The organism is Martinezella lusitana (genome assembly GCF_010668395.1).
Classification (GTDB): domain Bacteria; phylum Pseudomonadota; class Alphaproteobacteria; order Rhizobiales; family Rhizobiaceae; genus Rhizobium; species Rhizobium lusitanum_A.
In genome coordinates this window covers 176,995-190,135 of sequence record NZ_WUEY01000004.1, presented here as the reverse complement: position 1 = coordinate 190,135, position 13,141 = coordinate 176,995, and the positions used below count along the sequence as shown (strand labels likewise).

Genomic DNA, 13,141 nt, shown 5'->3' with positions numbered 1-13,141 from the left:
CCCGCGGCTCCAGTGTTGGCCTTGCGTTGCCGTCGGGCCGCGGTTCAGGCGTCGGACGCTTCTGCAACCACGCTCTCGCGGCGCAGCCAGTGCGGGTCGACCTCCGGCAGGGGGATGGCGTCGAGCAGCATGCGCGTATAGGCCGAGGCGGGTTCGGTGAAGACGCGCTCGCAATCGCCTTCCTCTTCGACGCGGCCATGGCGCATCACATAGACACGGTCGCAAATGGCGCGGATGACGGAGAGGTCATGGCTGATGAAGGCCATGGAAAGGCCGAGATCGCGCGAAAGCTCCTTCAGCAGATTGAGCACCTGTGCCTGGGTCGACACGTCGAGACCGGAGACGATTTCGTCGGCAAGCACGAAGTCCGGCTTCAGCAAGGCCGCCCGTGCGATGCCGACGCGCTGGCGCTGACCGCCGGAAAGCTCATGCGGATTGCGGTCGAGGCAGGCCTGGGGCAGCGTCACGCGATCGAGGATCGCAGCGACCTGTCGTTCGGCTTCCTTTCGGTCGGAAGCCAGCCCATGCAGGAGCAGCGGCTCGACGAGGATGCGGCGGATCGTGTGGCGCGGATTGAGCGAGGCCATCGGATCCTGGAATATCATCTGCATGCGGCGGCGCAGCGGCCGCATGTCGGCATCGGGCAACTGGGTGATGTCCCGGCCGTCGAAATGGATGGTGCCCGCAGTGACATCGACCAGCCGCAGCAGGGCGCGGCCCAGCGTCGTCTTGCCCGAGCCGCTTTCGCCGACGATGCCGACCGTCTCGCCGCGGCGGATGTCGATATCGACGCCGTGCAGCACCTTGATGCCAAGGCCCGACGGGCCGAAAAGATGCGGCTTGGCGCCGTAGGTGACCTCGATGCCCTTGGCCGAAAGCAGGCTATCGGAAACGCTCATCGGCCGCCCTCCGGAATGCCGATTTCGCGGCGCAATTGTTCGAAGACCGCCTGCGGCACCGGCGTCAGCCCGGCATCCGGCCGGTCGTAGCGCGGGCCGGCGGCAATGAGCGATTTCGTGTAGATGTGCTGCGGATGCGCGAGCACGTCACCCGTTCGCCCCTCTTCGATGACCTTGCCGGCGTAAAGCAGGGTGACGCTGTCGCAAATCTGGGCGACGACGCCGAGATCGTGCGTGACGAAGACGACGGCAGTGCCGTGCGCCTCCTGCAGGCCGCGAATCAGCCGCAGGATCTGCTTCTGCACGGTGACGTCGAGCGCGGTGGTGGGCTCGTCGGCCACCACCAGCTTCGGTTCCAGCGCGAAGGCGGCGGCGATCAGGATGCGCTGCCGCATGCCGCCCGACAATTCATGGGGGTAGGCGCGCAGCACGCGCTCGGGATCGCGGATATGCACTTCCTCCAGCAGTTTCAGTGCGCGCCGCCTCGCGTCGCGCGACGACATTCCGCGCTTCAGCCGCAGGCCGTCGGTCAGCTGCGCCTCGATGCGGCGGCCGGGATTGAGTGCCGTCTGCGGGTCCTGCGGGATCAGTGAGATTTCGCTGCCCATGATGCCGCGCAATTCCCTGGTGGAAAGCGTGAGAAGATCGCGGCTCTCGAAGAGGATCGAGCCGGCGGTAATGCGGACGCTGCGCGGCAGGATGCCGAGCAGGGCCTTGGCGATGGTCGATTTTCCGGCGCCGCTTTCGCCGACGAGCCCGCGGACCTCGCCGCGCTCCAGCGTGAGGGAGACATGGCGCAGGATCGGTGCGCCGCCGTCGCGGTCGGATACGGCGCTGAGGCCGGCAATGGAGAGAAGCGGAGATGTCATCGGCGCATTACCGGATCGAGGGCGCGGCGCAGGCCGTCGCCGAGTTGATTGAAGGCAAGCACCGTGGCGAAGAGGGCGATCAGCGGCACGACCAGCACCCACCAGCCCTGGTAGATCATCTGCCGCCCCTCGGCGATCATGCCGCCCCAGGTGGGTGTGTCGGATGAGACCGAGAGGCCAACGAAGGACAGGATGGCCTCGACAATGACGGCAATGCCCATTTCCAGGCTGACGAGCGCGATCAGCACGGGCGTCACATTGGGCAGGATCTCGCTGAAGAGGATCCTGGCTCGTGAAAAGCCGATCGTGTGGGCCGCGGTCACATAATCCATCCGGGCCTGCGCCTGCGTTTCCGAGCGCACGACGCGACAGAAGCGCGTCCAGTCGATGATGACGATGGCCGCGATGACCGAGTGGACGCCGGAGCCGAAGACGGCGACGAGCAGGATCGACAGCAGCACTGGAGGGAAGGCCATCCAGATATCGACGAGGCGCGAGATCACCTTGTCGATCCAGCCGCCATACCAGCCGGCGAGAAGGCCGAGCAGCGTGCCGATCAACGCCGCAAGCCCGGCCGCGACGAAGGCGACAGTCAGCGCGATGCGCGTGCCGAAGATGGCGCGCGACAGGACGTCCCGGCCGAGGTCGTCGGTGCCCAGCAGGAAGCCCGGATCGGAACCGTCGATCCACGCCGGCGGCAAGGTGCCGGACATCAGGTCCTGCTCCAGCGGATCCTTCGGCGCGATGTAGGGCGCGAAGATCGCGAGGATGAGGAGGATGAGAATGAAGCCGCCGCCGAAGATCACCTTTGGCTCGGAAAGCATCGCGCGAATGCGTTTCGCCGTTCTCGACGGTGTTTTTGGCATGGCGGGCGAAGTGACGTCAGCCATGGGCGAGCCTCGGATTGAAGGCCGCGACCAAAAGGTCGACCGCCAGATTGACGAGAATGAAGAGGGCGCCGAAGACGAGAACGAGGCCCTGGATCAGCGGCAGGTCGCGGTTGATGACCGCATCGATCGCCATGTTGCCGATGCCGGGATAGGCGAAGATGCGCTCGACGATGACGGTGCCGCCGATCAGAAAGGTAAACTGCACGCCGGTGAGCGCGATCGTCGGCCCGACGGCATTGCGCAACGCCTCCTGGAGAACGAGCCGCAGCTCGGACATGCCCTTCAGCTTGGCGAGCAGGACATAATCCTGCACCATGGCCTCGGAGAGTGCGGCTTTCAGCACGCGGGCGATGATGGCCGCCAGCGGCAGGCCGAGCGCCAGGACCGGCATGACCATATGCGCGCAAATATCCGCGAAGATCCCGAAGCGAAGCGTCACGAGGCTTTCGAGGAGATAGAAGGGGGTCGCGAACTGCACGTCGATGCTCGGATCGATGCGGCCGGAGAGCGGGAAAAGCGGAAAGAGAACGCCGAGGACAAGGACCAGGGCCAGCGCCCAGACGAAATCCGGAACGGCGAGGAAAAGACCGTTGAGGCTGTCGATGACCGGCTCGAAGACGGTGCGGCGGGCGAGCGTGCCGACGATGGCGACCGCACCGCCGAGAAGAACCGCCAGCGCGAGGGCGGCAAAGGCCAGTTCCAGCGTCGCAGGGAGGCGTTCTCCCAGCAGCGACAGCACATCGCGCTTAAGGGAGATCGATGTGCCGAAATCACCCATCAGAACCGATTTCAGCCAGATGCCGAACTGGGTCGTCAGGCTGGCATCGAGGCCGTAGTGGGCGCGGAGCGCGGCGATATCGGCTGGGCTTGCGCCCGGCGAGATCATCATGGCGATCGGATCGCCCGGCACGACACGCAACAGGACGAAGACGATCACCGCCACGCCGAAGAGCGTGATGGCGGCCATGATCAGGCGGTTGAAAATGGAGACTGCTATCATTCGTTATGAATTCCGATCGCGCGGCTATGGCGCTGAAGAGTCCCAAGCCCCTCATCCGCCCTGTCGGGCACCTTCTCCCCGTCATGACGGAGAGAAGGGAAGGAGGCACTTGCAGCCTACCCTCAACCGCCTGTTTAAGCGAGGGAACAGAGGTCGTTCCCTCTCTCCGTCCTGAGCTTGTCGAAGGGGCGGGAAGAGGGCTAGGGTGAGGGGCAAGGCTACGGGCTCAAGGCTCGACGCATCAACCCTTCGACACCAGCGTCGGCTGCAGCGCGCCCGACACGTTCGGCGTCACCTTCAGGCTCGATTTATAGACGATCGGCTGGGCATATTGCAGCAGCGGGATCACATAGCCTTGCTCGGCGATGTACTTGATTACCGCCTTCCAGCCGTCGATGCGCTTCGTCTCGTCCTTTTCGACCCAGAGCGGCCCCATCATGTCGTCGACATCCTTGGTCTTCCAGGCCGAGTGTGGCGAGGGGCCGAACATGGCGAAACCCGTCGAGGTCGTCGGGTCGCCGATGGCGTTGCCCCAGTTGTAGAAGGCGGCGGGGCCGAGCTGGTGGGCGGCGCGCAGTTCGTAGTGCTTGGCGATTTCGTAGACTTCGATTTCCGCCTCGATGCCGACCTTGCGCCACATGCCGACGATCGCCTGGATCATCTCGTAGTCCTTCGGCTTGAAGCCGCGGGTCGTCTTGATGCCGAACTTCACCGGCTTTGCCGGCGAATAGCCGCTGGCGGCCAGAAGCTTCTTGGCCTGCTCCGGATCGTAGGGGATCTTGACCGAGGCGTCGTAAGCTTCGTATTCCGGCGCTTCCAGCGTCGACAGAGGCTTGCCGTAGCCGCGCAGAAGCCGCTTGATGATCGCTTCCTTGTCGATCGCCATGTTGGCGGCGAGGCGGACGTTCTTGTCGAGCATCGGATCGACATTGCTGATGAAGATCATGCCGATGTCGGAGATCGGGGTCGCGACGCCGGCGAGGCCGGACTTCTTTTTCAGCCGGTCGAAATCCTCATAGGGGATTTCCAGCGTCACGTCGGACGAACCGGATTCGATTTCCGCGACGCGGCTCGTCGTGTCGGGCACGAACTTGAAGATGACGGTCTCGAACGCCGGCTTGCCGCCGAAATAGTTGGGGTTCGCCTTCAGGCGCAGATAGGAATTGCCCTCATAGGCGTCGACCATATAGGGGCCGGTGCCGACGGGCTTCTTTTCGAAGCCTTCGGCGCCCACCTTGGTATAGTAGTCCTTCGGCAGGATATAGCCGGTGAGGAACGCCATCCATTTGAAATAGGTCGGCTCGAAACGGACGACATCGCCGGTGATCCGGTTGCCTTCCACCTTGTAATTATTGGCGGTCGACCAGATGAACTGGATCGGATTGCCGGTTTCCTGCTTGGCGGCGCGCTCCAGCGACCAGACGACATCGTCGGGGGTAAACTTGGAGCCGTCGTGCCAGGTGACGCCTTCGCGGACGTCCATCCAGACCTTGGTCTTGTCGTCGTTCCAGCCCCAGGCGGTCAGCAGGCCCGGCTGGAACTTCAGATCGGGTCCCTGGCCGATGAACTGGTCGAAGATCGAGCGATAGATCGCCTGGATCGTCGGGTTGACGGCGGACGGGCCGGTCGTCGGATCGAAAGAGGGCAGGTTGACGTTGAAGGCGATGGTCAGCGTGCCGGCTTCGGCGGCTTCCACCGGCGTTCTGCCTGCGAGAATCCCAGTAATGAATGCAGCTGCGCCGAGGCTAAGGGCCTCGCGCCGAGTAAGCGTTGTCATGGTCACTCCGTTCCCCTGTTAAGCGGCAAAAAAGCGTGACGCCGCCTGCCGCTGGCGATTTATTGTCGGAATGTTTTAATCTTAAAATACGTATTTCGGAGCGGCAAGCGCTTTCTCGGGTGTTTCGCAAAATCCTGGCCGTTATTTTTCGGCTGGCTTCGACTATTCGCAAAAATTTTATGCATATGCATATATTTTGACGATGCATCGCCTTGTTGCCGACGGGTTGCGACAGCCGCCCGATATGGTTGGACGGTCGATAGCGCAAACGAGAATGGCGAGATCCGATAATTGTTCGTTGACAGTTCAGGGAAGTTCAAAATATGATTTTGCAAATGATTTAGAAGAAGCCCATAGGGCAAAGGGGTAACGTCTATGGCCGAGCGATCGTTTGCGCGCGAGGTCGAGGATCTGAAGCTCGGGGAAGGCGATATCTTCCGCGGCGAGGGTATTCTCGCGATCACCAAAGCACTTCTGCAATCCGGCGTCTCCTATGTGGGAGGCTATCAGGGTTCGCCGATTTCCCATCTGATGGACGTCCTGGCCGACGCCAAGGACGTGATGCAGGATCTGGGCATCCATTTCGAGACATCGGCGTCGGAAGCGGCCGCCGCCGCCATGCTGTCCGCCTCCGTCATGTATCCGGTGCGCGGCGCCGTCACCTGGAAATCGACGGCCGGAACGAATGTCGCCTCCGATGCGCTTTCCAACCTGTCTTCGGGCGGGGTTACGGGCGGCGCGCTGATCATCATCGGCGAAGACTACGGCGAGGGCTCGTCGATCATGCAGGAGCGCAGCCATGCCTATGCGATGAAATCGCAGATGTGGCTGCTCAATCCGCGCCCGAACCTGCCGTCGATCGTGCAGGCGGTCGAGGAGGGCTTCGAGCTTTCGGAAGTGTCGAACACGCCCGTCATGCTGCAGGTCGGCATCCGCAGCTGTCATGTGCACGGCCAATTCGTCGCCAAGGACAACAAGCGGCCGGCCTATACGCTGAAGCAGGCGCTCGAGAATCCCGTTCGCGACGTCAACCGTATCGTGCTGCCGCCGGCATCCTTCATTCATGAGAAGGAAAAGCTGGAGAAGCGCTGGCCCGCGGCCGTCGATTTCATCAAGAAGCGCCAGCTCAACGAGTATTTCGGCCCTTCGGAAGGCGAAGTCGGCATCATCCTGCTCGGTGGTGCGTATAATGGCGTCATGCGCGCGCTGCAGCAGCTCGGGCTTGCCGATGTCTACGGCAATTCCGCCGTGCCGCTTTATGTTCTCAATGTCGCCTATCCGCTGGTCGACGACCAGCTCGCCGACTTCTGCGCCAACAAGAAGGCCGTGCTGATGGTCGAGGAAGGGGCGCCCGAATATATCGAGCAGTCCCTCAACACCATCCTGCGCCGCCGCGATATCCAGACCAAGGTCGCGGGCAAGGACGTCCTGCCGATGGGCGGCGAATATACCGCGCCGGTGCTGATGAAGGGCATCAAGAACTTCCTGGAGATCCATCAGCGCGTGCTGCTCGGCAACCAGCCGCCGCTGCCGGATCCGACGCCCATCCTGAACGATCCGAAAATCAAGGCCCTGGCCGAAGTCGTACCGCCGCGCCCGCCGGGATTCTGCATCGGCTGTCCCGAGCGTCCGATCTTCGCGGCGATGAAGATGGTGGAGAGCGAGCTCGGCCAGCATCATATCTCAGGCGATATCGGCTGCCATCTCTTCTCGATCCTGCCGCCCTTCAATATTGGCAGCACGACGATGGGCTACGGGCTCGGTCCGGCTGCCGCCTCGGCCTTCAATGTCGCGGCCGACAAGCGCGTGATCTCGGTCATGGGCGATGGTGGCTTCTGGCACAACGGCCTTGCGACCTCCGTCGGCAATGCCGTCTTCAACAAGCAGGACGGCGTCATCCTCGTCGTCGACAACTACTATTCGGCCGCGACCGGCGGTCAGGACATACCGTCCTCGCGCGCGCTCAATCCGCGCCGCAAGACCAACAATTCCATCGTCAACGCCGTGAAAGGCATCGGCGCGACCTGGGTGCGGCAGATCGACCGGACCTACGATGTCGCAAAGATGCGCGACACGTTGCGCGAGGCCCTGACCTCGAAGGAGCCGGGCCCGAAGATCATCGTCGCCTCTTCGGAATGCATGCTCAACAAGCAGCGCCGCGTGAAGCCGCAATTCGCCAAGGCGGTCAAGGACGGCAAGCGCATGGTCAAGGAGCGCTTCGGCGTCGACGAGGACGTCTGCACAGGCGATCACGCCTGCATCCGTCTTTCCGGCTGTCCTTCGCTGTCGGTCAAGCATACCGACGACCCGCTGAAGGACGATCCGGTGGCGGCGATCGACAATAATTGCGTCGGCTGCGGCAATTGCGGCGAGGTCTCGGAGGCGGCGGTGCTCTGTCCCTCCTTCTATCGCGCCGATATCATCCACAACCCGACGGGTTGGGATCGCTTCGTCGCCGGCTTGCGTTCCCGCGTCATCGGCTGGCTGCAGGCGCGTCGCCGCGCCGGCCGTATCGTCTTCGCGGATTGAGAGGGCGATATGAACGAGCATGTAAAAATGAGTGATCTCGGCGCAGGCCGCCTTTCCACGGACAAGCCGCTGTCGCTTGCCATCCTCGCCATGGGCGGGCAGGGCGGCGGCGTGCTGGCCGACTGGATCGTCGGCCTTGCCGAAGCCGAAGGCTGGATGGCGCAAACGACCTCGGTGCCCGGCGTGGCGCAGCGAACGGGCGCGACGATCTACTATATCGAGATGCTGCCGGCCCGCGACGGCCACGAGCCGATCTTTTCGCTGATGCCGACGCCGGGCGATGTCGATGTCGTCATGGCGGCGGAACTGATGGAAGCCGGCCGCTCCGTGCTGCGCGGCCTTGTCACGCCGGACAAGACGCTGCTGATCGCCTCGACGCATCGCTCCTTTGCGGTCGCCGAAAAGGAGAAGCCGGGCGACGGCATCGGCAATCCTGAGGTCGTGGTCGATGCGACCGACTTCGCAGCCAAACGCACCATCGCTTTCGATATGGAAGCGCTTGCCGTCCGGAATGGCAGCGTGATTTCCGCCTCCATGTTCGGCGTGCTGGCTGCTTCGGGTGCGTTGCCCTTTGCAAAGCAGGCTTTCGAAGCGATGATTCGCGCCGGCGGCAAGGGTATCGAGCCCAGCCTGAAGGCGTTCAATGCCGCGTTCGAGAGGGTCAAGGAGAAGCCGCGCGACGCGGTTTCGGCGACGCCGCCGAAGCATTTCGACGCTCTGCCTGAAACCGCCGGGCACCCTGCGCTGGACCGGCTGGTCAATCGCATCCGATCCGAATTTCCGGAGGTGGCTTGGCCCCTGCTGTTTGCCGGCGCCAAGAAGCTGACCGATTATCAGGATCCGGCCTATGCCGATGAGTATCTGAGCCGTGTTGCAGCGCTTCATGCGCTCGACCGGAAGGCCGGCGGTGCGGACAAGGATTTTGCCTTTACCGTTCAGGCTGCCAAATATGTCGCCGTCGCCATGGCTTACGACGATGTCATCCGGGTTGCCGACCTGAAGGTTCGCGGGTCGCGTTTCGAGCGCGTTCGCAAGGAGGTCGGCGCCAAGGACGACCAGATCGTCTACATGACCGAGTACATGCATCCGCGCATGGACGAGGTTTGCGGCACGATGCCGAAAGCCATGGGTCTGTGGATCGAGAGCCGGCCGCGCCTGTTCGAGCGGCTCGACGGCTTCATCAACAAGGGCCGTCGCGTCAAGACCGGCACGCTGTTCTGGTTCCTTGGCCTCTACACGGTTTCGGCGCTGCGGCGTATCCGCCGCGGCACCCTGCGTCATGCCCGTGAAGTGGAGCATCGCGAGGCCTGGCTTACGGCGGCATCCAATCTGCTGGCCGTGAACTACGATCTCGCCGTCGAGGTGCTCGGCAATCGACGCCTCGTCAAGGGCTATTCCGATACGCATGCGCGTGGTCTTTCCAAGTTCGATCGCGTCATGTCGGCGCTGCCGCTGCTGCGCAATCGCGAAGACGGCGCCGCCTGGATGCGGCGTCTGCGGCAGGCAGCGCTTCTGGACGAGAAGGGCGCGGCGCTCGACGGAGCGCTGAAAACGGTCGAAACGCTCTGATGCGGCAGGACGGGGCGGATATTCCGCCCCGCGCGCATTCGGGTCGCTGACGATATCGGCCGAGACCGATAATTTCCAACAGGGAACAATCTTATGGACAGTCTCCGAAGTGGTGCTGCGAGGGATGTTTCAGCTCCCCGCGGCGGGGAAATCTCGCATTCCAAAAGCCTCGTCGTCGTTCTCATCTGCTGGTTGGCGATCTTCGCGGAGGGATATGATGTCGGCCTTCTCGGCGCCATCCTGCCGGCGCTGTCCACGGATAATGTCTGGCACCTGACCCCACTCCAGCTCGGGGCAATGGGCAGCTACACCGTCTTCGGTATGCTTGTCGGCGGCATCGTCGTGGGTATGCTCAGCGATCTCTACGGCCGCAAGCCGATGTTTCTGGCCTGTCTTTCGCTGTTTGCCGTTTGCACGGCGATCACCGCCTGGTCTCCGACCCCGATCTGGTTCGGTGTCAGCCGCTTTGCGGCCGGTCTCGGCCTCGGGGGCATCATTCCGCTGGCGGCGGCGCTGACCATCGAATATTCGCCGGCGGCCAAGAAGAATCTCAACTACGGCATCATGTATTCCGGCTATTCCCTCGGCCTTTTCGCCGCAGCGCTCGTCGGCCGATGGCTGTTGCCGGATTACGGATGGCGGCCTGTCGTTCTGGTCGGTGCGCTTCCGGTCCTGTTCGTGCCTGTCATGGCATGGCTGCTGCCCGAGTCCCTTGATTTTCTTGTGGCACGCGGGCGGAGCGAAACGGCGATGCGGCTGGCCGACCGGCTGGGCGTTGCCGTTCCCGCGGGGAGCGCATCGAGGAAAACGAGCCTCGGCTGGCGCGCCGTGCTGGGTGAGATCTTTTCGCCGAGAAACGCCTTTGCCACCGCTTGTTTCTGGATTGCCCTGTTCATGGGGCTGCTCCTGGTCTACGGGCTTGCCCAGTGGCTGCCGCAGATCATGCGCAAGAGCGGCTACGATCTTGGCGACAGCCTGCTGTTCCTCGCAGTTTTCAGCCTGACGTCGGCGATCGGCGGCATCGTGCTTGGCCAATGGGCGGATCGTTTCGGCGTGCGGTTGACCGTGACGCTATCCTACCTGCTCGGCGCTGTCGGTATCGCGCTTCTCGCCTTCAAGGGTTCCATCTGGCTGAACTATACGGTCGTTGCCATCGCCGGTTTCGGCACGGTCTCGGCATCGCTGATCCTAACCGGCTATCTTGCCGCCTACCTGCAGCCGTTCGTGCGGGCCGCCGGCACCGGCTGGGCGCTGAGCTTCTCGCGCATCGGCGCGCTCTCCGGCCCGTTGATGGGAGGATACATCGCCAGCCTGAACGTCGGCCCTGAATGGAATTTCTACGTTTTCGCCATCATCGCCGCCATCGCTGCCTTGGCGACGGCGCTCATTCCGAACAAACGGTGAGGCGAGCTGCAGCGGCGGCGGCGCCGCTCAGATCTCGTGCTTGCGGATGTTGTGCAGCACCTTGTGCAGAGTCGAGATGAAGGCGCGGTATTCCGCTTCCTCGACGCCGTCGAACATCTGCAGAAACAGGTCGTACATGGTCGGCCACACCTTCTCGAAGGCGACGCGGCCTTCTTCGGTGATCGAAACGTCGCGGATGCGCATGTCTTCGACTCGTGGCTGGCGACGGATGTAGCCCTGCTGCTCGAGGGAGTCGAGCGTGCGGCTCATCGTCGATTGTTCGGTTACCGCGAAGACGGAGAGCTCGTTGATGGTGACGCTGGAGGATACGCAGAGGACCGCGAGCGCCCGCATCTTGGCGGTCGTCATGTCGTATTCGCGTAGTTCCTCCGACATGTTGGCGTTCCAGCGCGCCATCAGCCGGTTCATCAGATAGGGTGCGAAGTGATTGAGGCCGATTTCGCCCATGGTCGGGCGCTTTGCGTTCTCATCGCGCTTGCGCCTCAAAACGGTGCCTGAAAACCGTTCCTCCATCGACGACACTCCTCCTGAAACCTATTACTTCAGCGATGATGCGAGCAGGAAACCGGAGCCCCCGCCGAGACCTGGACCGGGATGCGCCGAAGCGCCGATGTGGTAAAGGCCCGTAACGTGGGTGCGGTGGTTAACAGATGACTTGAAGGGGCGCCAGATGAAAAACTGGTCGAGGCCGCAATAGCCGCCGTAAGGGTCGCCGCCGACGAGGTTCATGTTCATCGCCTCCAGATCACCCGGAGAATAGGCCCGGCGTGCGAGCTTTATCTCCGAGAAGTTCTCGATGTGGCTGGTGAGCAGGGCCTCGATGCGGTCGGCATAGCGTTCCCGTACCTCTTCCGTCCAGCGGCCGTCTGCAGGCGTCGCAATCTCGCCCGCCGCGTCGCCCTTGATATGACGCGGCGCTTCGGGAAGCTGCAGCCAGAGAATCGATTTTCCTTCCGGCGCGCGGCTGGGATCGAGCGCGACAGGCTGTCCGACGCAGATGGTGGGTTCGGCCGGCAATAGCCCGCGATCGCATTCGTTGGCGGCGCGCGAGACGCCGTCGAGGCCTGGGGTCAGATGCAGCAGCGCCACCTTGCCGAGTTCGGCATCGGCCTTCCAGCGCGGCGGTGCGGAAAGCGCATAGTGGATCTGCATGTCGCCCTTGCCGTAGCGGTAGTTGGCAACGCCCGTCTTGACCTCCGCCGGCAGCGGATCCGGCCACTCTCCCATCAGCCGGTCGTAGAGCTGGTTGGGCGTGACCGAGCAGATCACTCCGGCTTTTGCTCTCAAGGTTTCGCCACCTGCGAGACGCACGCCGTCGGCGCGGCGATTGGGGCCGGGAATGATGGCCTCGACATCGGCGCCGAGACGGATTTCGCCGCCATTGTCGGTAATCAGCCGTTCGAAGGCCGTCAGCAGTTTCGTGGCGCCGCCCTTGACGATCGGTGCGCCGGCCAGCTCTATCGCGAAGCCGATCACCTTCAGCATTTCGGCGGAGTAGGCGCTTTCCGGGCCGAGACCGCAATGCAGCACCCAAGGCGCCCACAGCGCATGGATGTCCTCGGATTTATAATTGGTTTCGAGGTAGCCGCGCGCCGGCGTCAGCGCGTCGCCAAACCAGGCCGCGAGCTTGCGCAACCCGCGAGTCCAGCCTTGCTTGCCGACCGTCTTCAGGGTCGATCCCGACCACAGCGCGCCGCCGAGCAGGGAGAACAGGAAGGGAGCATCGGCGCCAAGCGCATCCATTTCGCGGGAGAATGTCTGCCCGTCGCCGAGCGACAGCTCGTCGAAGGTGGCGATATTGCGCCGCCGGTCCTTGGAAAAGATAACTCGAGAGCCATCGGGCCTCAGCACGCCCGTCGGCAGGTCGGCATGGGCGAATTCCAGGCCGCGCGCCTCCAGATCCTTGCCGATGGCGCCATAGGCCGGCGAGGTGAGGAACAGCACCATGGTCGTTGCCATGACGTCGTGTATGAAACCGGGCTCGGTGATTTCCTCCGTGCGCAGGCAGCCGCCAATGCGGTCGTTGCGCTCGAGGACGAGCACCTTATAGCCCTTTTTGCCGAGCATCGCGGCTGCGACAAGCGCATTAATGCCGCTGCCGACGATGATATAATCATAATCGCCCATTGCCGCTGCCCCTCACAGCCAGGATGAATGGAAAGGCGGAGCCGAACTTGCCCCCA

10 protein-coding genes are annotated in these 13,141 nt (G+C 63.2%); 3 read left to right on the top strand and 7 right to left on the bottom strand.

All coding sequences use genetic code 11. The features are described from left to right. Positions 1–44 precede the first annotated feature (44 nt). The 5 genes from GR212_RS10925 to GR212_RS10905 all read right to left on the bottom strand — a co-directional run bounded on the left by GR212_RS10925 (position 45) and on the right by GR212_RS10905 (position 5,435). Positions 45–899, bottom strand: coding sequence for an ATP-binding cassette domain-containing protein (locus GR212_RS10925; RefSeq protein ID WP_163986509.1), 855 nt, complete (start codon positions 897–899; stop codon positions 45–47). Then, positions 896–1,768, bottom strand: a complete 873-nt coding sequence (locus GR212_RS10920; protein ID WP_163986508.1) for an ABC transporter ATP-binding protein — start codon at positions 1,766–1,768, stop codon at positions 896–898. The genes GR212_RS10925 and GR212_RS10920 overlap by 4 nt, the downstream gene beginning before the upstream one ends. Then, positions 1,765–2,658, bottom strand: a complete 894-nt coding sequence (locus tag GR212_RS10915) for an ABC transporter permease (RefSeq protein WP_163986507.1) — start codon at positions 2,656–2,658, stop codon at positions 1,765–1,767. Before GR212_RS10915 ends, GR212_RS10920 begins: the two co-directional genes overlap by 4 nt. Further along, positions 2,651–3,658, bottom strand: a complete 1,008-nt coding sequence (locus GR212_RS10910) for an ABC transporter permease (protein ID WP_163986506.1) — start codon at positions 3,656–3,658, stop codon at positions 2,651–2,653. Before GR212_RS10910 ends, GR212_RS10915 begins: the two co-directional genes overlap by 8 nt. Before the next feature lie 241 nt (positions 3,659–3,899). Further along, entirely contained in the window at positions 3,900–5,435 is a 1,536-nt protein-coding gene (locus GR212_RS10905) for an ABC transporter substrate-binding protein (RefSeq protein ID WP_163986505.1), read from the bottom strand. A gap of 375 nt (positions 5,436–5,810) precedes the next feature. On the opposite strand from GR212_RS10905, the gene GR212_RS10900 reads away from it, so the two are divergent. The 3 genes from GR212_RS10900 (at position 5,811) to GR212_RS10890 (ending at position 10,937) form a co-directional block, all read left to right on the top strand. Continuing rightward, a complete protein-coding gene (locus tag GR212_RS10900) occupies positions 5,811–7,964 on the top strand; it encodes an indolepyruvate ferredoxin oxidoreductase subunit alpha (RefSeq protein ID WP_163986504.1) in 2,154 nt (717 codons plus the stop codon). A 9-nt stretch (positions 7,965–7,973) separates the two neighbouring features. Then, positions 7,974–9,533 carry an indolepyruvate oxidoreductase subunit beta family protein gene (locus tag GR212_RS10895; RefSeq protein WP_163986503.1) on the top strand — a complete coding sequence of 520 codons (1,560 nt, stop codon included), beginning with the start codon at positions 7,974–7,976 and terminating at the stop codon, positions 9,531–9,533. Between the two features lie 93 nt (positions 9,534–9,626). Beyond that, entirely contained in the window at positions 9,627–10,937 is a 1,311-nt protein-coding gene (locus GR212_RS10890; protein ID WP_163986502.1) for an MFS transporter, read from the top strand. Positions 10,938–10,964: 27 nt separating this feature from the next. On the opposite strand, the gene GR212_RS10885 is transcribed toward GR212_RS10890, so the two are convergent. Then, positions 10,965–11,471: a MarR family winged helix-turn-helix transcriptional regulator gene (locus GR212_RS10885; protein WP_163986501.1), complete on the bottom strand. Its 507-nt coding sequence runs from the start codon at positions 11,469–11,471 to the stop codon at positions 10,965–10,967. A gap of 24 nt (positions 11,472–11,495) precedes the next feature. Next, positions 11,496–13,085: a phytoene desaturase family protein gene (locus tag GR212_RS10880; protein ID WP_163986500.1), complete on the bottom strand. Its 1,590-nt coding sequence runs from the start codon at positions 13,083–13,085 to the stop codon at positions 11,496–11,498. Positions 13,086–13,141 lie beyond the last annotated feature (56 nt).